The following is a 24,339-nucleotide window of genomic DNA, read 5'->3' on the forward strand; positions in this document are numbered from 1 at the left end:
CGCTCCGGCCCTGCGCTGCGCTCCGGGTGCAGGGCCGGCCCGCCGGTGGGCTTCGTCGCCATGAAGGCCGCGACGGTCGCGGTCCTAACGACGGAGCATCCCATGGACGACCACGACGACTTCGAACCCCACCACGAATCCTCACCCACCGACCATGTTCTCAACGAATTGCAGCTCCACGGCTACCGGCCCTTCGCCGATGAACCGGACCAGCGGCTTCTTCCGGACGGCAACGCGGTCGCGGGCGCCGTCGCCGACATCTTCGACGCGCTGATCGTCACGCTGGAAGACACACGCCTCGAACCCGATCTCGACGATCTCCTCTGGTCGACCGTCAACGTTTTCCATCGCGCCACCGAACGGATCGCACGCGAGCTCGACGATAACGAGCAGGCTCAAAAGCGCTCGCAGCGGGAACAGGACGGCAGCGAGGTGAAGTCGGTCGAACTCGAGCGCCAGATCGCCGAGGGCAAAACGCTCATCGAGCGCCAGGCCGCCTTCGAGCTGATGCGCGACCAGGCCGCCGAACACTACGAACGGCACGTCGGCAAGCCCTGGCTTCCGCGCAGCGGATCGAAGGTCAACCATCGCAATCTCACCTCGGCGATGATCGACAGCCGCGACTTCCTGATGGCGAAAAAGCGTGCCGATCAGGAGGTCCTTCTTCCTCCCGGCCCGAAGATCGTCCTCACCGGCGGGCTCGACTTCAACGATCACCGGCTCATCTGGGCCAAGCTCGACCAGGTGCTTGAGAAGCACTCCGACATGGTGCTGGTACACGGCAAGTCGCCAAAGGGCGCTGAGAAGATCGCCTCGCTCTGGGCGAAGAACCGCAACGTCCCACAGATCGGCTTCGCGCCCGACTGGACGAAGCACGGCCGCGCAGCGCCATTCAAGCGCAACGACGAGATGCTGGAGATCGTGCCGAAGGGCGTGATGCACTTCCCGGGCACGGGCATCAACGACAACCTGGCCGACAAGGCGAAGAAGCTCGGAATCCCGGTCTGGAAGTTCGGCGGCGCGTGAGCGCCGTCAGACTTCGCAATACTTGCCGATCACGAGTATTGTTATGCGGCCGAATATCACGAAGGAAAAGCCTCTGAAGCTCGACCTGGATCTTCCGCCGCGCACCGAACCGCTCATCATTCCCTGGCCGTCGCCGGGAATGCCCGGCGGGTTCCTTCAGTTCGACGATCCGCAGACATGGCGGAAATTCATCGTCGGGCTCAGCATCGACGAGCGCATTCCGGACATCGTGCGCGCGAAGTTCGCGCGCGCGCAGATACTCTACCTCCTGGGATGGGTCGACCGCGACGTGCGAAAGCCGGCGAACTTGCGGCGCTGATCGCCCTCGCACTCGCCACGATGGACCGGTACGGCGGCCAGATCCCGAAGAATGGCCGCACCTTCGCGACGCTGCTGAAGCACGTGGTGGATTCCGACGGCCTGACCGACACGCACATTCCGATGATCGTCCGCACCGGGGGCACCGCGATCGGGTTCGTCACCGGCGAGGCGAAGCCCAGCCTGAGCCAGCGGCGCAACGGCATGGCCCATGGCGATCAATTCGACGGCTGCCGGTCGGCGGACTGCTCGAGCTGGTGCGCGACCTGATCAACTATGCCTACCGCGATATTGGCGACGCCCCGGCATGGCGAATGCAAGTGCTGCCCGACTGACGGGACAGGACCGGCTCCCGACGCCGAGCACCACACCCGCTTTTATGCGCTGATCCTTGGTCAGACTGGTCGCTTGGCGCCATCAACCCGTAAAGGGTCGGCTATGCGAGCATGCCGCCGCTGCGGCTGCGCCTGCGCGGTGATTGCAGCGACCAGTCCGACACTTCGGGCGCCTGTCAGCGGGGGATGGTCCTCCGCTCGAAACAGGAGCCGGATCGATGTCCCTCAAGCAAGCGAACGCCTTCGCCTTCAGCCTCGCCACCTCGCTGATGGCCGCTATCGTCATCTTCCAGGCCGGCGACGGCACCCATTCAGTCACGCTCGCCAGCGAATATGACGGCGACGCCGCAGCGATTGTCCATGAGATCGATCCTTTTGCCTGACCGGGGCAACCCCGTCCGCCGAAGCGGAAGTCCCCCGGGATTTCCGCTCCCGGCGCACTCGATCTTAAGCTATAGTGCGGTCGCGCCGTGGTGGTGGCAGGCGCAGCCGTCAGACCTTTTGGCACGGAGGCCACCACTATGATCATCCTCGCAATACTCGCATCTGTCGCGGCCATAGGCGTGCTTTGCTGGCTGTTGTTCACGCTGGCCGTCTTTGCGCTGCCGGCCTTCGTCGGCTTCGCCGCAGGCGCCTGGGCCAACGGCACCGGCGCCGGCATTGCCGGCGCGATCCTCGTCGGCATGGTCGCCGCGGCCGTCACGTTCGCGGTCGGGCAGCTCCTCATCACCTTCGCAAGGCCGATGTGGCTGAAGCTCGGCGTCGCCATCGTATTCGTCGCACCCGCCGCCGTCGCGGGCTTCCACGCCACCCATGGCATCGTGAAGCACCTGATGCCCTCGGACGTTTGGCAGATCACTTTCTCCGTCATCGGGGCCATCGCCGTTGGCATCACGGCCTTTGCCCGGGTCGCAGGAATGGCAAAGGCCAGCGGCCCCACCAGCCGAGACCTTGCGCGGGCCTGACGTCACCCATGCCTCATGGTGCGGACCAGGGCGACGATCGGGGCAGGCGTCCCCGTCAGGAGAGTGGGCGGTTGCGGGGCTTGGAAAGCGGATCGTCGTTCGGCCCTGAGAGCGACCCACGGCGTGCGCTGGCGAAGCGTCAGCCGTCGTAGCGGAAACCGAGATTCGTTGATGCGGGGACTTCCGCCGGAGGCAGGCCGGGTCAGGATGCCGTGATCGGCCCGGACAGAGGACGACAGCTCGCCGGTGAGGTTCGCGGCGATGTCATCTTGGCGGCAGCGGCGGGGCGCCATCTCTCCCTTTCTGCCCGTCACGCGACCGCTCCAAACGGCCTCTCTCATGGCCTGATCTGGCCGAAGGCCGGCTTCGCCTCGATCGCCTATGACGCAACAGCCGCGTCAAACTTTCTTCCCCTGCCGGCTGCGCCGTCATTCCTCGCGAGACAAGAAAGCCCTCCTTAGCTGTCAAGCCCCTTCGGGGTGCGCCGTCGATCGCCTCCGGCCAACCGATCGCCATCGAGGCCGCAATGGTGCGGGCTCGGGAACGGAAAACGGAGACTTACAATGGCGACCATCGGCACCTTCAAGAAGACCGGCTCGAACGAGTTCACCGGCGAAATCGTTACCCTCAGCGTCCAGGCCAAGAACGTCCGCATCGTCCCGGACCAGCGCGCCACCGGCGAGAACGCCCCCAGCCACCGGGTCCTGGTCGGCCGCGCCGAGATCGGCGCCGCCTGGTCCAAGCGCTCCAACGAGGGCCGCGACTACCTGGGCCTCAAGCTGGACGATCCGAGCTTCAACGCCCCGATCTACGCCAACCTTTTCGACGACGAGGACAGCGACACCTTCTCGCTGATCTGGTCCCGCCCCAACGGGCGCCGGGGGGACTGACGCCCGGCGCAAGGCCCCGGCCGAAAGGCCGGGGCCTTCGGCGTCCAGGGCGACCGAATCAGTCACCGCGAAAGCGCCTCCCTGGCAGGCCCGAGAGCGCGATTCAGGTGGAAATATCGCTATGAAGCGACTATTATAGTCGTAGTTCTGGCGTGCGCGTAGGTCCGAGTGGGAGGTGATCATGCATGATCACCGCCCGACAATCGCGGGCCGCACGCGCTTTGCTGGGTTGGACACAGGAGACGCTCGCGGACAAGGCCCGTGTATCCCTCACCGCACTCAAGCGACTGGAATCCGAGAGCAATCTCGGGATCTACGAAAGCACGCGCGACGAGGTGAGACGGGCCTTGGAACGAGACGGGATCGTCTTCTTGAGCTCCGACCAAGGCGTAGGGGTCATGCTTGTCGATCACCAGGTTCGACGCTGAATATTGGCATATCGCCCCCGTGACGCGATTGTCCGGCGACACGGCTTGCATTCGTAACGGCGTCAGATCATCGTTAACAAATCCCTCCACAGTGGATATTTCGGACAGCAGGGGGATGCGGTGACGACGCACGACTTCAAGGATGAAGCACCAACGGGATCGGCTCTCACGCCGTACGACCGGGCGCATATGGCCTTGTACCTGCGCCTGATCGATTCATGGCGCGACGGAGCCGACTGGAGAGAAGCCACTCGCACGTTGTTCGGCCTCGATCCTGACGCTGATCCGGAGCGTTGCCGTCGCGTTCATGCGACACACCTCGCACGGGCGCGCTGGATGTCCGAGCACGGCTACCGCGAAGTCGCGAGAGAGAGCCTTGCCCGTTAGCGCCCGCGATGCCTCGGGAGCAACACCTGTTGCTTCAACCTGGACTTCCGCGCAACGCAACTCACGGTAATCATTGTCAGTCCGAACTCGATCGGAAGACGATGAGGAGCAAAGCTGTGACGCCGGATCCCTCTCAGTGGCGAGCCTCGGCAAATTATGATCACGTCGATAGACTGAGCGCTTCTGATCTTGCTTGGGAGTGGCTTCGGCGCAATGACGCCTACGACCGTGACTTCACGGCGCTCCTCCATCGAGACCTCTCTCCCGAACAAGATCTAGAAGACTTCCGACTCCGTTGGGGGTTGCGATTTCCCCGTCGATCCGCTGGATCCGCCGCCGGCCGCTGCCGTGCTCTGGTCGCCTACGGACGATACCAGCACTGTTATTCTCGACACGGCGCCGGACCTTCTCGCGACGACGACGAGCACAGCGGCGATATTACCGCCGCCGCTTGCATCTGATGCAGTCGGCGCAGATTTCAGAGTACATGACGCTGGCGCCCCATCGCTCCAGCTCATCCAGATCGGCGATGCGGCGACGATCACACCGCTGGTTGCGGTCATCCCGCTCGACATCACCGGCTTCGACCGTCTGGAGTCGGTTGAACGCCTGCTCGCGACGCTTCATCATCGCGCCGTGCCGCCAGACACGCGATTGACAGCCCAGCAACGTGCGAGAGCTCGCAGAATGCTCCAGGCATTCGACGGATTCCGCTATGGCGCCACGCAACAGTCGATCGCGAAGGTGATCTTCGATATCGACGATGTCAGCCGCGACGAATGGCAAGCCTCGTCGCGCCGACATGCAATCATGTCTCTGCTACGCGAAGCTAGACGCATGATCGAGGGTGGTTACCGTAAACTTCTCCGGCATCGCCGCCGCCGCGACTAACCGGCGTCAGCCCGCTATGCGGCGCGCCGCAGACCGCCGGCCTCGGACGATGCGATCACGGTGTGGGAATTAGGCTCCCCCCAACTCTCCACGACAACTGACCGGCCTTCTTTCGCCACCGTACCCGCAAGCCGCCGCTCATCCGTAGCGGCCGCCGCGAGAGCACGGAGGTTCGATCATGGGCGAGGAAGCCGCCAATCTACCGCCACGATACCTGCGGACCGAGGAAGCAGCGCGCTTCTTGGGCCTATCGGAGCGCACCCTTGAAAAGCACCGTACGTATGGCACTGGTCCAACCTATCGCAAGTTGGGTGGCCGCGTCGTTTATTCCATAAACGACCTTCAAGCCTGGGCAGATCGCGGTCTCGTCACCTCGACCTCCGATCCGAGCGGAAACGTTCCACCCGCCAAGCCCCAGAAGGCCGCGTCGCTCGCCGTAGGCCGCACACTGCGCTGAGACGGTCGCATGTCGCCCCGTCATCAGCATCACAGCGGCGAGCGCGCGCAACTCGATCTGTTCCGGGCGCTGCCGGGCGATCTCGCGCCCCGCGACGCGCAGGATCTCATGGCCTATCCGTTCTTTTCGCTCGCCAAGTCGAAGCGCTTGGCGCCGATCGACTTCAAGGCGGGATCGGTCAAAATTCGTGTCGAGGCTGTCGCCGAGCACGGCATGGCGACAATCTGGGATGCCGACGTCCTGATCTGGGCCGCCTCGCAGATCGTCGAGGCGCGGGACGTCGGCTTGCAGCCGTCACGCCTCATGGCGACCACTCCCTACGAAATCCTCAACTTCATCGGCCGCGGCGTGTCGCTGCGCGACTACGACCGCCTCAAGGCTGCGCTCGACCGACTTCAGTCGACGACGGTAGCGACCTCGATCCGCCAGCCGACCGAGCGGCGGATGCACCGCTTCTCCTGGATCAACGAATGGAAGGAGCGCGCCGACCATCGCGGCCGGCCGCTCGGCCTCGAGCTGATCGTGCCCGATTGGTTCTACGCCGCCGTCCTCGACGACGCGCTCGTGCTGACGATCGACCGCAATTATTTCGGTCTGACGGGAGGCCTGGAGCGCTGGCTGTACCGCCTCGTGCGCAAGCACGGCGGCAAGCAGGAGTTCGGCTGGAGCTTCGATTTCCCGCATCTCCACGCCAAGTCGGGCAGCCTCTCGCCACTCAAGCACTTCGCCTACGACCTTCGCGACATCGTCCGCCGCCAACCGCTGCCAGGCTACCGCCTGACCATCGAGCAATGCCTCGGCGGGCCGGAAATCCTCTCCTTCGTGCCGACCGATCCGGATGCCCTCGGCATCCCGCGTCGTCGTCGCCGGACCAAACCTCACCCTGGGGATAAGCTGTGAATCGCCTCGTGCTATCAGGGACCGGCACTCTCGTGCCATCGGGGACCGGACTCTCGTGCTATCGGGGACCGGAATCGCCGAATCCTCGCGCTGAATCAGCAGCTTGCGAGCCCCGTAACTTATCTAACCTAGATTCCTACGGAATCTTTCTAACGCGACCGCGCTTTTCGGCCGCTGTGGACGAGTCCCCGATCGCCGGGAGACCGTCATGATCGTCGCGTTGCTCAACCAGAAAGGCGGGGTCGGAAAAACCACGCTCGCCCTCCACCTGGCTGGTGAATGGGCTCGCCGTGGACAGCGTGTCACGCTGATAGACGCCGACCCCCAGGGTTCGGCGCTCGACTGGTCGCAGCAGCGCAGCCGGGAGGGGCTGGAGCGGCTGTTCGGTGTCGTGGGCCTGGCCCGCGACACGCTCCACCGTGAAGCGCCGGAGTTGGCCCGCGACGCCGACCACGTCGTCATCGACGGTCCACCGCGCGTTGCCGGGTTGATGCGCTCGGCGCTGCTCGCGGCCGACCTCGTGCTGATCCCGGTGCAGCCGTCGCCGCTCGACGGCTGGGCCTCCGCCGAAATGCTCGCGCTGCTCGGCGAGGCGCGCATATATCGGCCGCAGCTCGCCGCCCGCTTCGTGCTGAACCGCTGCGCGGCCCGCACGGTGCTGGCACGTGAGACCGCCGAGACTCTCGCGGAACACGACCCGCCCTTACTCTCGACCACGATCGGCCAACGCATCGTCTTCGCCGACGTCGTGCAGACCGGCCGGCTCGCCGCCGAGCAGGACGAGGATTGTCCTGGCGCGCGCGAGATCGCCGCGCTCGCGGCGGAAGTCGCGAGGATCGGCGCATGAGCGAACGGTCCCCAAAGCGCAGCTTTGCAGCGCGTCCCGCCGATCCCGAAAGCTGGATCAAGGCGCCCGATCGCCACGCCGCCCGCGGTCAGCCCGCCGAGGACTACTCGGCCCGGCTGACGATAGACGTCACCGCCGACATGCGCGGCCGCATCAAGATTGCCGCCTTTCAGCGCGGCCAGACCGTCGCCGACATGCTGCGCGCGCTGTTCGAGCGCGAATTCCCACCCCCGTCAGGAGAAGGACAATGACCGGCCTTGTCGCCGCGCCAGCGCGCGTCGGCCGTGCTGCCGCCGAGCCGCCGCCCGAAGCGTTCACTGAGGTCGAACTCGTCTGGATCGAGAAGCAGACGGAGCACTGGGTCCGCTTCGGCCGAGAGCGGCGCGAGCAGATCCTCGATCGCCGCCGCCGCATCCTTTTCTTCCCTCCCGGCAGCGTCTTCGCGCTCGTGCGCTGGGCGGCGAACGAGCATGGCACCGTTCTCTCGCGGCTCAACATCCTGCGCACGGTTGAACGCGGCGCAGCGTGCCAGACCGTTCCGACGGTCACGCCCGGCGCAGAGGTCCTGCTGCATGTCGATGGCTGGCCGAAGGTTGAGCGCATGCTCCAGCTCATCGACGCCATCGAGGCGCGCGGCATCGATCCGATCGACGTTTCGCCCGACCATTGGCGCCACGTCCATAACCGAATGACCGTTGGCGAAACGCCGCGCGGCTATGGTCCGCGCCAGCATCGCGCCTTTCTCCTGCGTCGGAGGATCGGCGCATGACCCGGCTCTCCTACGCCGTCATCACGACGGCGGCCGTCTCGCTTATCGGCGTAGCTTCGATCGCTTCGTTCGCGCCGCGCCTGATCTGGAACGCGTCCGCCAGCACGCCGGTCGGCTTCTACACGATCGGCGATGTGGGCGCGGTCGACGTGACCGATCTGGTGGCCGTAGACGCGCCCGAGCCGCTCGCAACCTTCCTGTCCGATGGCGGCTACCTGCCGCGCGGCGTGCCGCTCTTGAAGCGCGTCGCCGCGGTCCCAGGTCAGCGCGTTTGCCGGACCGGGCTCGCCATCACCGTCGACGGCGTGCCGATGGGCGACGCGCTCGATCGCGATCGTCGCGGTCGCCCGCTCCCGGTGTGGCAGGGCTGCCGCTCGGTCGCGGCCGGCGAACTGTTCCTGATGAACTGGCAAGTCCGCGACAGCCTCGACGGTCGCTATTTCGGCCCGCTTCCGGCCTCCGCCGTGATCGGCCGGGCCACCCCTCTCTACACCGACGAGGACGGCGATGGCCGCTTCGTCTGGCGCGCGCCGACGCGGTGACGGCGCGCCCATGACCCTGTCCACCGCAATCTGAAGGAGACGACCAATGCCCGTGATCGGTCAATTCATACGCGAAAATGACGGCTTCATCGGCCACCTGACGACGCTGTCTCTACACCAAGACATCATTATCGTCGCGGCCGAACCGTCCGATGCGGAGAACGCGCCAGACTTCCGCGTCCATGTGCTCGACACCAACAGCAACGAGACCGGCGCGGAGATCGGCGCCGGCTGGAAGCGCACCGGCGAGAAGGCCGGCGAATACGTCTCGCTGCAACTCGACGATCCGACCTTCGAACATCCGATCCGCGCCAATCTGTTCCAGTCGGCCGACGATAAATCCGCCTGGGGTCTGCACTGGAATCGCCCGCCGAAGCGCGGCGAGCGGGACTGAACGATGCCCGCCGCGCGCCGTCAGCCTGCCGTCGGAGGGAGGATCATCCTCCGACGCGCAGCCTTCCTTCTCCTTTCCGGCCTGATCCTCGCCGCGCCGGGTGCGAGCACTGCCTACGCACAGCAAGCGCCCGCCGAGCGGCCATCGCGCAGCGATCCCTATGGCGCTTTCATCGCGGAGGCGGCGCAGAGGTTCGGCGTTCCAGAAGCATGGATACGCGCCGTCATGCGCGCCGAAAGCGCCGGCGATGTGCGCGCCATCTCCCCGGCGGGCGCGATGGGCCTGATGCAGATCATGCCTGCCACATGGGCCGACCTGCGCGTCCGCCATCGGCTCGGCGGCAATCCCTACGACCCACGCGACAACATTCTGGCAGGCGCTGCGTATCTGCGTGAGATGCACGACCGCTACGGTTCGCCCGGCTTCCTGGCGGCCTACAACGCCGGTCCGGGCCGCTACGAAGAGTATCTCGCCGGCCGCCCATTGCCGGCTGAAACGCGCGCCTATGTCGCCGCGCTTGCCCCCGTTGTCGGCGGCGGTGACCTCACCGGCCCCGTCGTTGTGGCGGCCGCCGATCCGCTGGCTTGGACGCGGGCGCCGCTCTTCGTCGTGCAGTCGTCCGGCAGGGCGTCTGCCGTTCCTTTGCAGACTGAGCGCGAGCCAGACGCCACCACGGCGGCAGCCCCGGAGCGCGATGAAGGCCCGGTGGCTGCGCCCACCGATGGCCTTTTCGTCGCGCGCAATGTCCCCGGTGGCCCGCGATGACCGCGTTCGCACCCTTTCGCATTGTGGCGTGCTCTGGCGGGCGAAAGGCGGTCTGGAGAGGAGGAGCAGTCAGCACAACCGCACGATGGCGAGATAAAAGCCGGCGATGTGCGGCTTGGTGCGGTCGTGTGTTTTCAGAGGCTTATGGCACATTCGCGCGAGGTGCGCCTAATCGGCGCAGCCTGCGCATTCGCCATTTTGCCAAGGCTTTCCGCGCGTTTGCGCGATGTGCGGGGCCTCGGCCATGAGCGGCGACGACGATTTCCGCATCCGACCTGGCCGCATCCGTTCGACCCGCGCGCAGCAGGCGCGGCCCTTCATTGCCCAGGCGCTCGCCGCCGCACAGCGGGCCGGTGGACGCGTCTCGCGCTCCGGCCAGATCAGCACGGGCAATCGCTCGCGGTTCGGACGCGGGCAACGCGCGACGGTGCAGGCCAACCGGCTTCTGACCAGCCGGTCCCGTAACACCGTCATCAAGACACGCGTCGTCCGTCATAGCGCGCGGGCCGCGCCGCTAGCAGCGCACCTCAGCTATCTCCGCCGCGAGGGCGTCACCCGGGATGGAGAAAAGGCGCACCTGTTCGGTCCCGAGACCGAGGACGCCGATCCGAAGGCTTTCGCCGAGCGCACCCAGGACGATCGGCATCACTTCCGGTTCATCGTCTCGCCAGAGGACGCGACCGAGATGAGCGACCTCAAGACCTTCGCGCGCGATCTGATGGGTCAGATGGAAAAGGATCTCGGCACGAAGCTCGACTGGGTCGGCGTCGACCACTGGAACACAGACAATCCCCACGTTCACATCATCCTGCGAGGGCGAACCGACGACGGCCAGGACCTCGTTATCTCCCGCGACTACATCAAGGAGGGCATGCGTGCCCGCGCGCAGGATCTCGTCACCCAGGAGTTGGGCCCGCGCACCGAGCAGGAGATCCGGCGCAACCTGGGGCGTCAGGTCGAGGCGGAACGCTGGACCGATCTCGATCGCCAGATCGCCCGCGACAGCTATCGCACGGGCGTCGCCGACCTCGCCCCACATCCCGATCGGCAGCCTGACGAATTCCACGCGCTGAAGGTCGGTCGGCTGCGCAAGCTGGAGACACTCGGCCTCGCTGATCAAATCGGTCCCGGCCAGTGGGTTGTATCGGAGAATGCCGAGAAGACACTGCGCGAACTGGGCGAGCGCGGCGACATCATCAAGCGCATCCACCGGGGCCTGACCGAACGGGGCATCGAGCGCGGCGCGTCGAGCTACGTGCTCGCCGGCGAGAGCATTGACGATCCGGTCATCGGCCGGCTGGTGGATCGTGGTCTCGACGATGAGCTGAGGGGCACGGCCTACGCCGTCGTCGACGGCACGGACGGGCGAACCCACCACATCAAACTGCCCGACCTCGACGCCGCTGGCGACAGCGCCCCGGGCTCGATCGTCGAGCTGCGCAAGTTCGATGACGCACAGGGTCGGCGCCGTGTGGCGCTCGCCGTCCGATCCGATCTCGACATCGAACGGCAGGTCACCGCAACCGGCGCCACCTGGCTCGACCGGCAGGCCATCGCCCGCGAGCCGGTAGCGCTCGGCAGCGGCGGCTTCGGCGCGGAGGTGCGCCAGGCGATGGACAGGCGCGCCGACCATCTCATCGCCCAGGGGCTCGCCGAGCGGCAGACGCGCGGCGTCAGCTTCTCGCCCGGGCTGATCGAAACCTTGCGCCAGCGCGAGGTCGAAGCGCTCGGGGAGAAGCTCGCGGCCGAGACCGGCCGGCCATTCACCAAGGCCGGAACAGGCGAGTATGTGGCGGGCACCTATCGCCAGCGCCTCGCGCTCGCCTCCGGCCGCTTCGCCATGATCGATGACGGCCTCGGCTTCCAGCTCGTGCCCTGGTCGCCCTCCCTCGAACGTCGCCTTGGTCAGCACGTCTCCGGTGTCTCGCGCGGCGGCGGCGGCGTCGACTGGAGCTTCGGCCGCAATCGCGGCCTCGGCATGTAGCCCAACTAAGAAAGGAGTGCCCCGCCATGTCAGCGACTAAAATCCTCTGGGGTCAGATCCTCACCGTCTTCCTGATCGTGTTGATGACGACCTGGGGCGCGACACAATGGACGGCCTATCGTCTCGGTTTCCAACCTCAGCTCGGACTGCCCTGGTTCGAACTGGCGGGCTGGCCGATCTACTATCCGCCCGCCTTCTTCTGGTGGTGGTATTTCTACGACGCCTATGCGCCTCCGATCTTCGTCGAGGGCGCCTATATCGCCGCGTCGGGTGGCTTCATTTCGATCGCGGTCGCGATCGGCATGTCGGTGTGGCGGGCACGCGAAGCGAAGAACGTCGAGACCTATGGCTCGGCCCGCTGGGCGCGCCCTGACGAAGTGAAGGCCGCGGGCCTCCTCGGTCCGGATGGCGTCGTGCTCGGCAAACACGAGCACGACTATCTTCGCCATGACGGTCCCGAACATGTTCTGTGCTTCGCACCAACGCGTTCCGGCAAAGGCGTGGGCCTGGTCGTGCCCTCGCTCTTGACCTGGCCGGGCTCGGCGATCGTTCACGACATCAAGGGCGAGAACTGGACGCTGACCGCCGGCTACCGGGCGCGCCACGGCCGCGTGCTGCTCTTCGATCCAACGAACGCGAAGTCGGCCGCCTACAATCCGTTGCTCGAAGTGCGACGCGGCGAGTGGGAAGTGCGCGACGTGCAGAACATCGCCGACATCCTTGTCGACCCGGAAGGCTCGCTCGAGAAGCGGAACCACTGGGAAAAGACGTCGCACGCGCTGCTGGTCGGCGCGATCCTGCACGTCCTCTATGCCGAGGCCGACAAGACATTGGCAGGCGTCGCCGCCTTCCTGTCCGATCCGAAGCGCCCGATCGAGTCGACCCTCGCGGCGATGATGAAGACCGCCCATCTCGGCGAGGCCGGCCCGCATCCCGTCATCGCCAGCGCGGCGCGCGAGCTGCTCAACAAATCCGACAACGAGCGGTCCGGCGTGCTGTCGACCGCGATGTCCTTCTTGGGCCTGTATCGCGATCCCGTCGTCGCCGAGGTCACCCGCCGCTGCGATTGGCGCATCGCCGACATGGTAGGCGGCAAGCATCCGACCACGCTCTACCTCGTGGTGCCGCCTTCTGACATCAACCGGACCAAGCCGCTCATCCGTCTCATCCTGAATCAAGTCGGGCGCCGGTTGACCGAGGACCTGCACGCCAAGGGCCAGCGCCATCGTCTACTCCTGATGCTCGACGAGTTTCCCGCGCTCGGGCGCTTGGACTTCTTCGAGAGCGCGCTTGCCTTCATGGCAGGCTATGGCCTGAAGGCGTTCCTCATTGCGCAATCGCTGAACCAGATCGAGAAGGCCTACGGCCCGAACAACTCGATCCTCGACAACTGCCATGTTCGGGTCAGCTTCGCGACCAATGACGAGCGCACCGCCAAACGCGTTTCCGATGCGCTCGGCACCGCCACCGAGATGAAGGCGATGAAGAACTATGCCGGCCACCGGCTCTCGCCCTGGCTCGGCCATATGATGGTGTCGCGCTCGGAGACCGCACGGCAACTGCTCACGCCGGGCGAGATCATGCAGCTACCGCCGTCGGACGAGATCGTCATGATCGCCGGCATTCCACCGATCCGCGCCAAGAAGGCGCGCTACTATGAGGACAGCAGATTTCAGGAACGCATCCTGACGCCACCTGCACTCACCAAGCCGACAACCGCGAGGGCCGACGACTGGAGCACGCTGGCTTTGCCCGAACGTCCGGTGTTGAACACGGCCGTCGCCGTGGAGGATGCAGGCGATGATGATGACCCAACGGATTCGGAGCGTCGGCACCAGCCTGAGCTGAGCCGCACCAAGACGGTCGAGCGCAAGCCGGTAATCGAGAACGAGTTCGAGATAGACCCTCGCGATGAAGTCGAGGAGGACGCCGCGCGCCTCAGCCGCATGACCCAGACCATGCGCCAGGTCGCTCGCCAAGCCTCGCTCGATCCGGACGACGGCATCGAATTGTAGGAGGCGCCCGTGAGCAAACCGCCGAAGAAGCAGCGCCTTTCCGTCTATCTCGACCCGGACGTGATGAAAGCACTGGCGGCCCATGCAGCTCGACGCGATCTCTCGCTGTCGCTGGTTGCCGAGGCCGGCATCGCATCCTTCCTTTCGCCAGACGCCGCGGAACGGCAGGAAGCAGCGACCACAAAGCGGCTCGATCAGCTCGACCGGCGAATGGCGCGCATGGAGCGCGATCTCGGCATATCGGTCGAAACGCTCGCCGTGTTCATCCGTTTCTGGCTGACGTCCAATCCGCCGTTGCCCGAGCCGGCCCAGCTTGCGGCGCGTGCGAAGGCGGCGGAGCGCTACGAAGCCTTCGTGACCGCGCTCGGCCGTCGACTCGCAACAGGACCGAAGCTCAGACAGGAGATTTCGGAAGACATCCCGCCCGCGCGCGACGCGGAATAATCATCGACGCGCACGCCGCAAGTATTCGAGCGTTCCGCCGTTCTCCTGTCTTTGTACGCCACAGTACGACGGCCATACGACGGTTGTTGTCAGGCCATGATTTCTGCCTCTTCTACTCATCCCCGATCCAGGGCCGCACATCGCGGACCCGCAAGAGAACGGGGACGACGTGGCGGCAACTCACCAGAAATCGGAAGCGATTCTTCGCGGTGCGCGAATGCTGCGCACAGCCCTCGGGTCTGCGATCGCCACGTTTCTGGAAGATCCCGCGATCGTCGAGGTGATGCTCAACCCCGATGGGCGGCTCTGGGTCGACCGGCTGTCGGAAGGTCTTTCCGATACGGGTGAACGACTGTCCCCCGCCGATGGCGAGCGCATCATTCGCCTGGTCGCGCATCATGTCGGCGCCGAGGTGCATCTCGGCGCTCCGCGCGTTTCGGCCGAGCTGCCCGAAACAGGAGAGCGGTTCGAAGGGCTGTTGCCCCCGGTGGTTTCCGCGCCGGCCTTCGCGATCCGCAAGCCCGCCGTCGCGGTGTTCACCCTGGACGACTATGTGGCGGCCGGGATCATGTCGGCTGGTCAGGCCGAAACCCTCCGTCAGGCCGTGGCCAACAGGCGCAACATTCTCGTAGCCGGCGGCACCTCGACCGGCAAAACCACGCTCACCAACGCTCTGCTCGCCGAGGTCTCGAAGACCTCGGATCGCGTGGTCCTGATCGAAGATACGCGCGAGCTGCAATGCGCTGCGCCCAATCTGGTGGCGATGCGGACGAAGGACGGCGTCGCCTCGCTCTCCGATCTGGTCCGCTCTTCGCTCCGCCTGCGGCCGGATCGCATTCCGATCGGCGAGGTCCGCGGCGCCGAAGCACTCGACCTGTTGAAGGCATGGGGCACCGGGCACCCAGGCGGCGTCGGAACGATCCATGCCGGCACCGCGATCGGAGCGCTGCGGCGTCTCGAACAACTAATCCAGGAAGCAGTCGTCACCGTCCCGCGCGCGCTGATCGCCGAGACGATCGATCTGGTGGCCGTGCTCTCCGGCCGCGGCGCCTCGCGTCGCCTGGCCGAACTCGCCCGCGTCGAAGGTCTCGGCCCTGAGGGCGACTACCGCATCACCCCCGCAAGCCAGCCCTCCGCAGGAGACCCGTCATGATCAAACCCGCTTTGCGTATCCGTCGGCACATCGCCTCAGCGGTGTGCATGGTTTTTCTTTCGCTCGCTTTGGCACCCGCCGCCCACGCTTCGGGCTCGTCCATGCCCTGGGAGGCGCCGCTTCAAAAAATCCTCGAATCGATCGAGGGGCCGGTCGCGAAAATCATCGCCGTTATGATCATCATTATCACTGGTCTGACGCTCGCGTTCGGCGACACGTCGGGCGGCGCCCGCAAGCTGATCCAGATCGTGTTCGGCCTGTCGATCGCGTTCGCGGCGTCGAGCTTCTTCCTGTCGTTCTTCTCGTTTGGCGGCGGGGCGCTCGTCTGATGGCTGACGGCGCGGATCATGGCGGCGAGCTGCCGGGCTTCTCCGTTCCCGTACACCGGGCGCTGACCGAGCACATCCTGCTCGGCGGCGCGCCGCGTTCGCTCGCCATCCTCAACGGCACGCTGGCGGCCGCGCTCGGCCTCGGCCTTCGCCTATGGCTAGTCGGCCTCGGGCTTTGGGCTGTGGGGCATTTCGCGGCGGTTTGGGCGGCCAAACGCGATCCGCAGTTCGTAGACGTCGTGCGCAAGCATCTGCGCGTCCCCGGTCACCTGTCGGTCTGAGGGAACGACGCGATGATGAACCTTGCCGAATATCGCAATCGCAATACGCGGCTTGCCGATTTCCTGCCTTGGGTCGCCCTGGTCGGAGAAGGCGTCGTCCTCAACAAGGATGGTAGCCTGCAGCGTACTGCGCGCTTCCGCGGTCCTGACCTCGACAGCGCCGTGCCGGCCGAGCTGGTCGCAGTCGCGGGCCGGCTCAACAACGCTTTCCGACGTCTCGGCTCCGGCTGGGCCATCTTCGTCGAAGCGCAACGCCACGACGCCGCGACCTATCCCTCCAGCCTGTTCGCCGACAGCGCCTCTGCGCTGGTCGACGCCGAACGCAAGGCCGACTTCGAAGAAGCAGGCGCGCACTTCGAGTCCAGCTATTTCCTCACCTTCCTCTATCTGCCGCCGGCCGAAGACGCGGCGCGTGCCGAAGCATGGCTATACGAGGGTCGCGACCACGGCGGCGTCAACGCGCGCGAAGTGCTGCGCGGTTTCGTCGATCGTACCGATCGTATCTTGAATCTGATCGACGCCTTCATGCCGGAATGCGCGTGGCTCGATGACGCCGAAACACTCACCTATCTACATTCGACCATCTCGACGAAGCGTCATCGTGTCCGCGTCCCTGAGACGCCGATGTATCTCGACGCTCTTCTGGCCGATCAACCGCTGACCGGCGGACTCGAACCCCGCCTCGGGCAAACGCACCTGCGCATCCTCACCATCGTCGGTTTCCCGACCGCAACGACGCCCGGCATTCTCGACGAGTTGAACCGGTTGGCCTTTCCCTATCGCTGGTCGACGCGGGCCATCCTTCTCGACAAGACCGATGCGACCAAGCTGCTGACCAAGATCCGTCGGCAATGGTTCGCCAAGCGCAAGTCCATCGCCGCCATTCTCAAGGAGGTGATGACCAACGAAGCCTCGGCGCTCGTCGACACAGATGCGGCCAACAAGGCGGCCGACGCCGACATGGCGCTGCAGGAACTCGGCGCCGACTATGCCGGCCAAGCCTATGTCACCGCCACCATCACCGTATGGGACGACGATCCGCGCATCGCCGCCGAGAAGCTGCGGCTGGTCGAGAAAGTCGTTCAGGGGCGCGATTTCACCGCGATGGCGGAGACCATCAATGCCGTAGACGCCTGGCTCGGCTCCTTGCCCGGCCATGTCTACGCCAATGTCCGCCAGCCCCCCATCAGCACACTCAATCTCGCCCACATGATCCCGCTGTCAGCGGTGTGGGCGGGACCGGAACGGGACGAGCACTTCGATGCACCCCCGCTGCTTTACGGCAGAACCGAAGGCTCGACCCCGTTCCGGCTTTCCATCCATGTCGGCGATGTCGGCCATACGCTGATCGTCGGTCCGACCGGCGCCGGCAAATCCGTACTGCTCGCGCTCATGGCGCTGCAATTCCGGCGCTATCCGCAGTCCCAGGTTTTCGCCTTCGACTTCGGCGGGTCGATCCGGGCCGCGGCGCTCGCGATGCGCGGCGACTGGCACGATCTCGGCGGCGGCCTCACCGAAGGCGCCGAAGACAGCGTGTCGCTTCAGCCGCTTGCCCGGATCGACGACGTCGCGGAGCGCGCATGGGCCTCGGACTGGCTGATCGCAATCCTAGCGCGCGAAAGCGTGTCCGTCACGCCCGAGGTCAAGGAACACCTGTGGTCGGCGCTGTCCTCGTTGGCGTCGGCGCCGGTCTCCGAGCGCACGTTGACCGGCCTGTCCGTCCTGCTCCAGTCCAACGACCTGAAGCAGGCGTTGCGACCCTACTGCGTCGGCGGACCCTATGGCCGCCTCCTCGACGCAGAGGCCGAGCATCTCGGCGAGGCCAACGTCCAGGCGTTCGAGACTGAAGGACTGATCGGAACCGGCGCCGCCGCCGCCGTGCTCGCCTATCTCTTTCACCGCATCGAGGACCGCCTCGACGGACGGCCGACGCTCCTGATCGTCGATGAAGGCTGGCTTGCGCTCGACGATGAGGGATTCGCCGGCCAGCTCCGCGAATGGCTGAAGACGCTGCGCAAGAAGAACGCCAGCGTCATCTTCGCCACCCAGTCGCTCTCCGACATCGACGGCTCGGCGATTGCACCGGCGATCATCGAGAGCTGCCAGACACGCATCCTTCTGCCTAACGAGCGCGCGATCGAGCCGCAGATTACCGCCATCTATCGCCGCTTCGGTCTCAATGACCGGCAGATCGAGATCCTCGCCCGCGCGATGCCAAAGCGCGACTATTACTGCCAGTCGCGGCGCGGCAACCGCCTGTTCGAGCTCGGACTATCCGATGTCGCGCTGGCGCTGTGCGCAGCCTCATCCAAGCAGCACCAAGCGCTGATCGCCGAGGTTCACGCGCGAAGCGGCACCGACGGCTTCCTCTCCGAATGGCTGATCTCGAGCCGGCTCGCCTGGGCTGCCGATCTCATTCCCAACCTCACCAACGTCATCCCCCAAGCCCATCAGGAGGTATTCTCATGACACGCTCATTCCGTTCGCGCTCTCGCGCACTGCGTTTCGCCACGATCATCGCTGCGACACCAGTCGCTATCTCGCTCTTTATCAGCACGCCAGCGGCGGCCCAATTCGGCGGCATCGTCTACGATCCGACGAACTACGCGCAGAATGTGCTGACGGCTGCGCGGACGCTCCAGCAGGTCAACCAGCAGATCACGCAGCTTCAGAACGAAGCGACAATGCTGATCAATCAGGCCCGCAACCTTGCGAGCCTGCCATACTCGTCGCTTCAGCAGCTTCAGCAATCGGTACAGCGCACGCAGCAGCTCCTGCAACAGGCGCAGGGCATCGCCCTCAACGTCCAGCAAATCGATCGCGCGTTCCAGACCACCTACGGAAATGCATCGATGTCGGCTTCCGATCAAGCGCTTGTCGCGCAGGCGCGTGAACGCTGGCAGAACACCGTCGGCGGGTTGCAGGACGCCATGCGCGTCCAGGCCGGCGTTGTCGGCAACATCGACACCAACCGTAGCGAGATGTCCGCGCTTGTCGGGCAGAGCCAGGGCGCGACCGGTGCGCTGCAGGCGACCCAGGCCGGCAACCAGCTTCTCGCCCTGCAGGCGCAGCAGCTTGCCGACCTCACCGCGGTCGTGGCCGCCAACGGCCGTGCGCAGAGTCTGTCCGAGGCCGAGCGTGCGGCCGCGGCCGAGCAGGGTCGTGAGCAACGCCGTCGCTTCCTGACGCCTGGCAACGGCTACCAGCCGGGCAACGCCCGCATGTTCCCGAACGGCAACTGAGACCGCGGCCATGGACGGCAAGATGCTCGCTAGGATCGGCGCGGCGGTGTTCGTCGCCGTCGCGATCACCGCGACCGCGATCGAGATGACGCGGAAAGAGGAGGCGCCAGCGTCTTGGTCGTCAGGCCGCGCCGTTCAAGCGCGGGTCGATCCGCTGCGCGACGCCCTGATCCGCTGCCAGGCGCTCGGCGAAGACGGACCGCGCGATCCGGCGTGTCGCCGCGCATGGGCCGAGAACCGAAACCGCTTCCTCGCGCCCGGTGCCCGCCCGGCCGAGCGTTTGCCGGACATGCCGTCCGCGCCGCGAGAGAGCCTCACCCCTCAGCCTGATGAGCGCAACCCTCCGATGCCGCCGGCCGCCGCGCCAAGCCTCACCCCACAGCTCGACGAGGCTCGGTAACGTCATGGGCAACACCGGCGTTATCGACCATTTCCTCGAGGTCTTCACCCGCTACATCGACAGCGGTTTCGGACTGCTCAGCGGCGAGGTCGCTTTCATTGCGACCACGTTGATCGTGATCGACGTGACGCTGGCCGCGCTGTTCTGGAGCTGGGGCGCCGACGACGACATTTTGGCCAGGCTGGTCAAAAAGACGCTGTTCGTCGGTGTCTTCGCCTACATCATCGGCAACTGGAACAACCTCGCCCGCATCATCTTCGAAAGCTTCGCGGGCCTCGGCCTCAAAGCCAGTGGAACAGGCTTCACCACGGCCGATCTCTTGCGTCCGGGCAAGGTCGCACAGACGGGTCTGGACGCCGGCCGGCCGCTGCTCGATTCCATTTCCAGCTTGATGGGCTACTGGTCGTTCTTCGAGAACTTCATCCAGATCGCCTGCATGTTCCTGGCCTGGGCGCTGGTGCTTCTCGCCTTCTTCATCCTCGCCATCCAGCTCTTCGTCACGCTCATCGAGTTCAAGCTGACAACGCTCGCCGGCTTCGTGCTGATCCCGTTCGGCCTGTTCGGCAAATCGGCCTTCATGGCCGAGCGAGTGCTTGGCAACGTGATCTCGTCCGGGATCAAGGTCTTGGTGCTGGCCGTCATCATCGGCATCGGCTCGACGCTCTTCTCCGAATTCACGTCCGGTTTCGGCGGCCAGAACCCCTCGATTGATGAAGCGATGGCGATCGTGCTGGCCGCTCTGTCGCTACTCGGTCTTGGCATCTTCGGTCCCGGCATCGCCAGCGGGATCGTCTCAGGCGGTCCTCAACTCAGCGCCGGCGCCGCCGTCGGGACGGGCCTTGCCGCCGGTGGCATGGTCGCTCTTGGCGCCGGCGCCGTCGGCGCGGCCGCATCCGGCGGTGCCGCACTGGCTGGTGGCGCCGCCGCCGCCGCTCGGGGCGGCGCCGCGCTCGCGGGTGGCGCATCGACCGCATACAGCCTTGGCGCAGCCGGACAGTCCGGTGCAGCCGGCGTCGCTTCCGGGCTCGGCGGGGTCGCCCGCGCCGGCGGCAGCGCCGCCGTGTCGCCGCTGCGCCGTGCCGCGTCGCGCGCTGCCGAAAGCATGCGTTCCAGCTTCAGCGCTGGCGGCAAGGCGGCATTCGAAGCCACAGGCGGAACTTCCACCATGGGCTCGATCGGCGGTGATGCCGCCGGCGACGGAGCAGCGCCCGCGCGCGCTGGCGGCGCTCCGGCCTGGGCGCAACGCATGCGGCGCTCCCAACACATGACCCACGCCGCGCAGGCCACAGCCCATGCCGTTCGCTCAGGCGACGCACATGGCGGTGGCTCGTCCGTCAACCTGTCCGAAGGCGATCGCTGATGTTCAAACGACCCTCTACCCATTACGGCAAGGCTCCCGAGCCGGAGACGCCTTATCAGCGCGCCGCCCAAGTTTGGGACGAGCGCATCGGCGCATCACGCATCCAGGCCAAAAATTGGCGATTGATGGCGTTTGGCTCGTTGCTCCTGTCAGCCGGATTCGCCACCGCGCTCGTCGTACAGTCAGCCCGCGGGACCATCGTGCCCTGGGTGGTCCAAGTCGACCGGCTCGGCCAGGCGCAAGCGGTTGCCCCCGCTCAGGCGGACTATCGTCCGACCGATCCGCAAATCGCCTTTCACCTCGCGCGCTTCATCGAGCAGGTCCGATCGATTCCCGCGGACGCCATCATCGTCCGCCAAAACTGGCTGCGAGCTTACGATTTCACGACCGACCGCGGCGCTGCAGCCCTGAACGACTACGCGCGGTCGAACGACCCGTTCGCAAAGGTAGGCCGTCAGCAGATCGCCGTCGATGTCTCCAGCGTCATTCGCGCGTCACCCGACAGCTTTCGCGTTGCCTGGGTCGAGCGCCGCTACGAAAACGGCCAACTCGCCGAGACCACGCGCTGGACCGCGATCCTGACGATCGTGGTCCAGATCCCCCGCAACGCCGATCGCCTCCGGGCGAACCCGCTCGGCATCTACGTCAACGCAATAAATTGGTCACGGGAGCTTGGGCAATGAAGCCGTCTTTCCGTAAAGCCGGAAACCCGGCTTCACACAGTCTCGCATTTCCGGCTCTCCGCAGAGCCGCAATCCCGGCGATCCTGCTGGCGACGACTGCCCTCGCTGGCTGCGCCACCACCACGCCGCCGCCCGAGATTTCCTACGACAACGCGGCTCCCGCCGTGCAGACTGTCGATCCGCCTGCACCTGTCACCGTGGTCGAGCTGCCGCGCCCGCTGCCGCTGCCCGGCCAGTTGCAGCGCGTCGAGCCATCGCGGCGTCCGGCCGAGCCCGCTGATCCGACGGCGCGAGTGAACCAGGCCAACGCCGCCGCGCGCATTCAGCCGGTGCGCGATGGCTTCATCAATTCGATGCAGGTCTATCCCTTCACCCAAGGCGCACTCTATCAGGTCTATACCGCCGTCGGTCAGATCACCGATATCGCGTTGCAGCCGGGCGAGCAGCTCGTCGGCTCCGGCCCCGTCGCCGCCGGCGACACCGTGCGCTGGATCATCGGCGACACCGAGAGCGGCGCGGGTGCGACGCGGCAGATCCATATCCTGGTGAAGCCAACGCGCGCCGAACTGATGACCAACCTCGTCATCAACACCAACATGCGCACGTACCACATGGAGCTTCGGTCGACCGAGCGCACCTATATGGCATCGGTCTCCTGGCAGTACCCGCAGGACCAGCTCATTGCGCTGCGCCGGCAGAACGCCGAGGCCCAGGCGGCGCAGCCTGTGGCCAGCGGTGTCGATCTTGCCAACGTCAACTTCCGCTATGCGATCGAAGGTGATCGGGCACCCTGGCGTCCCTTGCGCGCTTTCGATGATGGTCGCCAGGTCTTCATCGAGTTTCCCCGCGGCATCGGTCAGGGCGAAATGCCGCCTCTCTTCGTCGTTGGCGCGGAAGGCGACACCTCAGAGTTGGTGAACTACCGCGTGCGCGGGCACCACATGATCGTCGACCGCCTCTTCGCCGCCGCTGAACTGCGGTTTGGTTCCGGCGATCGGCAGCGGCGCGTTCGCATCACACGCACCGACGGGAGGCCGACTTCGTGAGCGAGAACCCTCTCCGGAATGAGGATGCGCCCAACGACGACGCGCAGCCGTTGACCGGCGAACCGGCCAGCGCGGCGCCGATGCGGCTGCGCGCGGATCCACCCCGCGTCACCCGGCTATCGCGCAAGGTCCTGGCTGGCGTGGGCCTCGTCGCGAGCCTCGGCCTCGGTGGCGCCTTGATCTACGCGCTTCAAACCCGCGACAGCGGCCGACCCAATGAGGAACTCTACTCGACCGAGAATCGCTCGACGGCTGACGGGCTCGCGGGCCTGCCGCGCGATTACAGCGGTGTTCCTCGGCTCGGTCCACCGCTTCCCGGCGATCTCGGCCGGCCGATGCTCAGCCCGGCGAACGGCGGACAGCCTGTTCCGGCCCCTGGCATCGCGACTCCGAATCCCGGGGTTAGTCAAGAGGAGCAGCGGCGCCTTCAGGAAATCGAAACCGCCCGGACCAGCCGGCTGTTCTCCGGGTCGGAGTCCCGCGTCGGTGCCCCCGCAACAACGCCGGCCGTCGTGCCTCCGCCGACGCCAAATCTCGCCAGCCTCGGGCTCGCGCCGCCGCCGGCAACGCCTTCAGCCCAGGATCGTCAGAACGCCTTCCTCAATGCCGCGCCCGATCGCAGGACGGTGGCGCCCGATCGAGTCGTCGCGCCGCCGTCTCCAAACGTTCTGCAAGCCGGCGCCGTCATCTCGGCTGCGCTCATCACCGGAATTCGTTCCGATCTACCTGGACAGATCACGGCGCAGGTCACCGAGAACATCTACGACAGCCCGACCGGGCGAATCCTTCTCGTGCCGCAGGGCACGCGCGTCGTGGGCCAGTACGACAACAGCGTGCAATTCGGACAGAGCCGCGTGCTCTTGGTCTGGAACCGGCTGATTTTCCCGAACGGTCGTTCGATCGTGCTAGAACGCCAACCCGGAGCTGACTCCCAAGGATTTGCCGGCCTTCAAGATGGCGTGGACTACCACTGGTGGGATCTCGCCAAGGCCGCTGGTCTGTCCACACTCCTCAACGTCGGTGCTGAACTTGCCGTCGATGATCAAGACCGGCTGCTGCGAGCCATCCGCAATGGTGGCCAGGACACGATCAACGATGCCGGTCAGCAGATCGTTCGCCGCCAGCTTAACGTCGCTCCGACGCTCACGATCCGGCCGGGCTTCCCGGTCAGGGTGATCGTGACGCGGGATCTGGTACTAGAACCATATGGAGGGTGATCATGGCGAAGCTCAAGCTTGGCGCGCTCTTGGAAGACAAGGCTGTTAAGGTGTCGCTCGAACTGCCGGCCTCGCTGCATCGCGACTTGGTGCTCTACGCCGAGGTCCTGGGGCGCGAACAGGGGCAAACCATTTCAGATCCGATCAAGCTCATAGCGCCGATGTTGCAGCGTTTCATCGCGACCGATCGCGCGTTCACAGCCGCCAGGAAGTCAGCTCCGGACTGACGGGGACGACCCCATCAGTATATTCCGTGTATGACGCGAACAGC

32 protein-coding genes are annotated in these 24,339 nt (G+C 65.9%); all 32 read left to right on the top strand.

The features are described 5' to 3' along the window. Positions 1-102: 102 nt before the first annotated feature. Entirely contained in the window at positions 103-1,026 is a 924-nt protein-coding gene (locus G4G93_RS02210; protein WP_099957450.1) for a DUF2493 domain-containing protein, read from the top strand. A gap of 43 nt (positions 1,027-1,069) precedes the next feature. Further along, positions 1,070-1,345 (top strand): hypothetical protein, encoded by a 276-nt coding sequence (locus G4G93_RS35460; RefSeq protein WP_206289426.1) that lies wholly within the window; start codon positions 1,070-1,072, stop codon positions 1,343-1,345. A 20-nt stretch (positions 1,346-1,365) separates the two neighbouring features. Next, positions 1,366-1,614, top strand: coding sequence for a hypothetical protein (locus G4G93_RS35465; protein WP_206289428.1), 249 nt, complete (start codon positions 1,366-1,368; stop codon positions 1,612-1,614). Between the two features lie 283 nt (positions 1,615-1,897). Next, positions 1,898-2,062: a hypothetical protein gene (locus G4G93_RS02220; protein ID WP_164712595.1), complete on the top strand. Its 165-nt coding sequence runs from the start codon at positions 1,898-1,900 to the stop codon at positions 2,060-2,062. 138 nt (positions 2,063-2,200) lie between these two features. Further along, positions 2,201-2,644 (top strand): hypothetical protein, encoded by a 444-nt coding sequence (locus G4G93_RS02225; RefSeq protein WP_099957449.1) that lies wholly within the window; start codon positions 2,201-2,203, stop codon positions 2,642-2,644. A gap of 563 nt (positions 2,645-3,207) precedes the next feature. Continuing rightward, positions 3,208-3,534, top strand: coding sequence for a DUF736 domain-containing protein (locus G4G93_RS02230; protein ID WP_099957448.1), 327 nt, complete (start codon positions 3,208-3,210; stop codon positions 3,532-3,534). A 185-nt stretch (positions 3,535-3,719) separates the two neighbouring features. Next, complete coding sequence (locus G4G93_RS02235) at positions 3,720-3,962, top strand: helix-turn-helix domain-containing protein (RefSeq protein ID WP_099957447.1); 243 nt, start codon at positions 3,720-3,722, stop codon at positions 3,960-3,962. A 120-nt stretch (positions 3,963-4,082) separates the two neighbouring features. Then, on the top strand, positions 4,083-4,349 hold the full coding sequence (locus G4G93_RS02240) for a DNA -binding domain-containing protein (protein WP_099957446.1): 267 nt from the start codon (positions 4,083-4,085) through the stop codon (positions 4,347-4,349). A gap of 101 nt (positions 4,350-4,450) precedes the next feature. Further along, positions 4,451-4,810 carry a transcriptional regulator domain-containing protein gene (locus G4G93_RS35690; protein WP_099957445.1) on the top strand — a complete coding sequence of 120 codons (360 nt, stop codon included), beginning with the start codon at positions 4,451-4,453 and terminating at the stop codon, positions 4,808-4,810. Then, positions 4,698-5,240 (top strand): DUF2285 domain-containing protein, encoded by a 543-nt coding sequence (locus G4G93_RS36540; protein WP_207802738.1) that lies wholly within the window; start codon positions 4,698-4,700, stop codon positions 5,238-5,240. Before G4G93_RS35690 ends, G4G93_RS36540 begins: the two co-directional genes overlap by 113 nt. A 178-nt stretch (positions 5,241-5,418) precedes the next feature. Further along, positions 5,419-5,697, top strand: coding sequence for a helix-turn-helix transcriptional regulator (locus G4G93_RS02250; RefSeq protein WP_099957444.1), 279 nt, complete (start codon positions 5,419-5,421; stop codon positions 5,695-5,697). A gap of 9 nt (positions 5,698-5,706) precedes the next feature. Continuing rightward, positions 5,707-6,597, top strand: coding sequence for a replication initiator protein A (locus G4G93_RS02255; RefSeq protein WP_099957443.1), 891 nt, complete (start codon positions 5,707-5,709; stop codon positions 6,595-6,597). Positions 6,598-6,805: 208 nt separating this feature from the next. Continuing rightward, a complete protein-coding gene (gene parA / locus G4G93_RS02260) occupies positions 6,806-7,444 on the top strand; it encodes a ParA family partition ATPase (RefSeq protein ID WP_099957442.1) in 639 nt (212 codons plus the stop codon). Further along, positions 7,441-7,695, top strand: coding sequence for a hypothetical protein (locus G4G93_RS02265; protein WP_099957441.1), 255 nt, complete (start codon positions 7,441-7,443; stop codon positions 7,693-7,695). The genes parA and G4G93_RS02265 overlap by 4 nt, the downstream gene beginning before the upstream one ends. Beyond that, complete coding sequence (locus tag G4G93_RS02270; protein WP_099957440.1) at positions 7,692-8,213, top strand: DUF2840 domain-containing protein; 522 nt, start codon at positions 7,692-7,694, stop codon at positions 8,211-8,213. Before G4G93_RS02265 ends, G4G93_RS02270 begins: the two co-directional genes overlap by 4 nt. Then, a complete protein-coding gene (locus G4G93_RS02275; protein WP_099957439.1) occupies positions 8,210-8,755 on the top strand; it encodes a S26 family signal peptidase in 546 nt (181 codons plus the stop codon). Before G4G93_RS02270 ends, G4G93_RS02275 begins: the two co-directional genes overlap by 4 nt. 46 nt (positions 8,756-8,801) lie before the next feature. After that, positions 8,802-9,149, top strand: a complete 348-nt coding sequence (locus G4G93_RS02280; protein WP_099957438.1) for a DUF736 domain-containing protein — start codon at positions 8,802-8,804, stop codon at positions 9,147-9,149. A 3-nt stretch (positions 9,150-9,152) separates the two neighbouring features. Further along, positions 9,153-9,914, top strand: coding sequence for a lytic transglycosylase domain-containing protein (locus G4G93_RS02285; RefSeq protein WP_099957437.1), 762 nt, complete (start codon positions 9,153-9,155; stop codon positions 9,912-9,914). Positions 9,915-10,158: 244 nt separating this feature from the next. Then, complete coding sequence (locus tag G4G93_RS02290; RefSeq protein WP_099957436.1) at positions 10,159-11,898, top strand: relaxase/mobilization nuclease domain-containing protein; 1,740 nt, start codon at positions 10,159-10,161, stop codon at positions 11,896-11,898. A gap of 26 nt (positions 11,899-11,924) precedes the next feature. Then, positions 11,925-13,913: a conjugal transfer protein TraG gene (locus G4G93_RS02295; RefSeq protein WP_099957435.1), complete on the top strand. Its 1,989-nt coding sequence runs from the start codon at positions 11,925-11,927 to the stop codon at positions 13,911-13,913. 9 nt (positions 13,914-13,922) lie between these two features. After that, positions 13,923-14,357 (top strand): CopG family transcriptional regulator, encoded by a 435-nt coding sequence (locus G4G93_RS02300; protein ID WP_099957434.1) that lies wholly within the window; start codon positions 13,923-13,925, stop codon positions 14,355-14,357. 169 nt (positions 14,358-14,526) lie between these two features. Continuing rightward, complete coding sequence (gene trbB, locus G4G93_RS02305) at positions 14,527-15,510, top strand: P-type conjugative transfer ATPase TrbB (protein WP_099957433.1); 984 nt, start codon at positions 14,527-14,529, stop codon at positions 15,508-15,510. Continuing rightward, positions 15,507-15,839 carry a TrbC/VirB2 family protein gene (locus G4G93_RS02310; protein ID WP_099957432.1) on the top strand — a complete coding sequence of 111 codons (333 nt, stop codon included), beginning with the start codon at positions 15,507-15,509 and terminating at the stop codon, positions 15,837-15,839. Before trbB ends, G4G93_RS02310 begins: the two co-directional genes overlap by 4 nt. Further along, positions 15,839-16,120 (top strand): VirB3 family type IV secretion system protein, encoded by a 282-nt coding sequence (locus G4G93_RS02315; protein ID WP_099957431.1) that lies wholly within the window; start codon positions 15,839-15,841, stop codon positions 16,118-16,120. The genes G4G93_RS02310 and G4G93_RS02315 overlap by 1 nt, the downstream gene beginning before the upstream one ends. 12 nt (positions 16,121-16,132) lie before the next feature. After that, a complete protein-coding gene (trbE, locus tag G4G93_RS02320; RefSeq protein WP_099957430.1) occupies positions 16,133-18,589 on the top strand; it encodes a conjugal transfer protein TrbE in 2,457 nt (818 codons plus the stop codon). Beyond that, complete coding sequence (gene trbJ, locus G4G93_RS02325) at positions 18,586-19,362, top strand: P-type conjugative transfer protein TrbJ (RefSeq protein ID WP_099957429.1); 777 nt, start codon at positions 18,586-18,588, stop codon at positions 19,360-19,362. Before trbE ends, trbJ begins: the two co-directional genes overlap by 4 nt. Positions 19,363-19,372: 10 nt before the next feature. Then, entirely contained in the window at positions 19,373-19,762 is a 390-nt protein-coding gene (trbK-alt, locus tag G4G93_RS02330) for a putative entry exclusion protein TrbK-alt (protein WP_099957428.1), read from the top strand. 4 nt (positions 19,763-19,766) lie between these two features. Next, a complete protein-coding gene (gene trbL, locus G4G93_RS02335; RefSeq protein WP_111467807.1) occupies positions 19,767-21,122 on the top strand; it encodes a P-type conjugative transfer protein TrbL in 1,356 nt (451 codons plus the stop codon). Then, positions 21,122-21,805, top strand: coding sequence for a conjugal transfer protein TrbF (gene trbF / locus G4G93_RS02340; protein ID WP_099957426.1), 684 nt, complete (start codon positions 21,122-21,124; stop codon positions 21,803-21,805). The genes trbL and trbF overlap by 1 nt, the downstream gene beginning before the upstream one ends. Then, positions 21,802-22,851, top strand: a complete 1,050-nt coding sequence (gene trbG / locus G4G93_RS02345) for a P-type conjugative transfer protein TrbG (RefSeq protein WP_099957425.1) — start codon at positions 21,802-21,804, stop codon at positions 22,849-22,851. The genes trbF and trbG overlap by 4 nt, the downstream gene beginning before the upstream one ends. Further along, positions 22,848-24,068 carry a TrbI/VirB10 family protein gene (locus G4G93_RS02350; protein ID WP_099957424.1) on the top strand — a complete coding sequence of 407 codons (1,221 nt, stop codon included), beginning with the start codon at positions 22,848-22,850 and terminating at the stop codon, positions 24,066-24,068. The genes trbG and G4G93_RS02350 overlap by 4 nt, the downstream gene beginning before the upstream one ends. A gap of 2 nt (positions 24,069-24,070) precedes the next feature. After that, positions 24,071-24,295 carry a DUF2274 domain-containing protein gene (locus G4G93_RS02355; RefSeq protein ID WP_099957423.1) on the top strand — a complete coding sequence of 75 codons (225 nt, stop codon included), beginning with the start codon at positions 24,071-24,073 and terminating at the stop codon, positions 24,293-24,295. Positions 24,296-24,339: the final 44 nt, after the last annotated feature.

Origin of the sequence: Methylobacterium sp. DB0501, from assembly GCF_011043735.1 — a bacterium.
Taxonomy (GTDB): domain Bacteria; phylum Pseudomonadota; class Alphaproteobacteria; order Rhizobiales; family Beijerinckiaceae; genus Methylobacterium; species Methylobacterium alsaeris.

Excerpts from the sequence above, each read along its gene's own strand:
- G4G93_RS02310 (WP_099957432.1), top strand. The coding sequence starts at position 15,507 with ATGATCAAACCCGCTTTGCGTATCCGTCGGCACATCGCCTCAGCGGTG.
- G4G93_RS02230 (WP_099957448.1), top strand. The coding sequence starts at position 3,208 with ATGGCGACCATCGGCACCTTCAAGAAGACCGGCTCGAACGAGTTCACC.
- G4G93_RS02220 (WP_164712595.1), top strand. The coding sequence starts at position 1,898 with ATGTCCCTCAAGCAAGCGAACGCCTTCGCCTTCAGCCTCGCCACCTCG.
- G4G93_RS35690 (WP_099957445.1), top strand. The coding sequence starts at position 4,451 with ATGAGGAGCAAAGCTGTGACGCCGGATCCCTCTCAGTGGCGAGCCTCG.
- trbF (WP_099957426.1), top strand. The coding sequence starts at position 21,122 with ATGTTCAAACGACCCTCTACCCATTACGGCAAGGCTCCCGAGCCGGAG.
- G4G93_RS02295 (WP_099957435.1), top strand. The coding sequence starts at position 11,925 with ATGTCAGCGACTAAAATCCTCTGGGGTCAGATCCTCACCGTCTTCCTG.
- G4G93_RS02280 (WP_099957438.1), top strand. The coding sequence starts at position 8,802 with ATGCCCGTGATCGGTCAATTCATACGCGAAAATGACGGCTTCATCGGC.
- trbL (WP_111467807.1), top strand. The coding sequence starts at position 19,767 with ATGGGCAACACCGGCGTTATCGACCATTTCCTCGAGGTCTTCACCCGC.
- G4G93_RS02265 (WP_099957441.1), top strand. The coding sequence starts at position 7,441 with ATGAGCGAACGGTCCCCAAAGCGCAGCTTTGCAGCGCGTCCCGCCGAT.
- trbG (WP_099957425.1), top strand. The coding sequence starts at position 21,802 with ATGAAGCCGTCTTTCCGTAAAGCCGGAAACCCGGCTTCACACAGTCTC.
- G4G93_RS35465 (WP_206289428.1), top strand. The coding sequence starts at position 1,366 with ATGGACCGGTACGGCGGCCAGATCCCGAAGAATGGCCGCACCTTCGCG.
- G4G93_RS02225 (WP_099957449.1), top strand. The coding sequence starts at position 2,201 with ATGATCATCCTCGCAATACTCGCATCTGTCGCGGCCATAGGCGTGCTT.
- G4G93_RS02285 (WP_099957437.1), top strand. The coding sequence starts at position 9,153 with ATGCCCGCCGCGCGCCGTCAGCCTGCCGTCGGAGGGAGGATCATCCTC.
- G4G93_RS02355 (WP_099957423.1), top strand. The coding sequence starts at position 24,071 with ATGGCGAAGCTCAAGCTTGGCGCGCTCTTGGAAGACAAGGCTGTTAAG.
- G4G93_RS02210 (WP_099957450.1), top strand. The coding sequence starts at position 103 with ATGGACGACCACGACGACTTCGAACCCCACCACGAATCCTCACCCACC.
- G4G93_RS02275 (WP_099957439.1), top strand. The coding sequence starts at position 8,210 with ATGACCCGGCTCTCCTACGCCGTCATCACGACGGCGGCCGTCTCGCTT.
- trbJ (WP_099957429.1), top strand. The coding sequence starts at position 18,586 with ATGACACGCTCATTCCGTTCGCGCTCTCGCGCACTGCGTTTCGCCACG.
- G4G93_RS02270 (WP_099957440.1), top strand. The coding sequence starts at position 7,692 with ATGACCGGCCTTGTCGCCGCGCCAGCGCGCGTCGGCCGTGCTGCCGCC.
- G4G93_RS02250 (WP_099957444.1), top strand. The coding sequence starts at position 5,419 with ATGGGCGAGGAAGCCGCCAATCTACCGCCACGATACCTGCGGACCGAG.
- trbE (WP_099957430.1), top strand. The coding sequence starts at position 16,133 with ATGATGAACCTTGCCGAATATCGCAATCGCAATACGCGGCTTGCCGAT.
- G4G93_RS35460 (WP_206289426.1), top strand. The coding sequence starts at position 1,070 with ATGCGGCCGAATATCACGAAGGAAAAGCCTCTGAAGCTCGACCTGGAT.
- G4G93_RS02235 (WP_099957447.1), top strand. The coding sequence starts at position 3,720 with ATGATCACCGCCCGACAATCGCGGGCCGCACGCGCTTTGCTGGGTTGG.
- G4G93_RS02315 (WP_099957431.1), top strand. The coding sequence starts at position 15,839 with ATGGCTGACGGCGCGGATCATGGCGGCGAGCTGCCGGGCTTCTCCGTT.
- parA (WP_099957442.1), top strand. The coding sequence starts at position 6,806 with ATGATCGTCGCGTTGCTCAACCAGAAAGGCGGGGTCGGAAAAACCACG.
- trbK-alt (WP_099957428.1), top strand. The coding sequence starts at position 19,373 with ATGGACGGCAAGATGCTCGCTAGGATCGGCGCGGCGGTGTTCGTCGCC.
- G4G93_RS02255 (WP_099957443.1), top strand. The coding sequence starts at position 5,707 with ATGTCGCCCCGTCATCAGCATCACAGCGGCGAGCGCGCGCAACTCGAT.
- G4G93_RS02290 (WP_099957436.1), top strand. The coding sequence starts at position 10,159 with ATGAGCGGCGACGACGATTTCCGCATCCGACCTGGCCGCATCCGTTCG.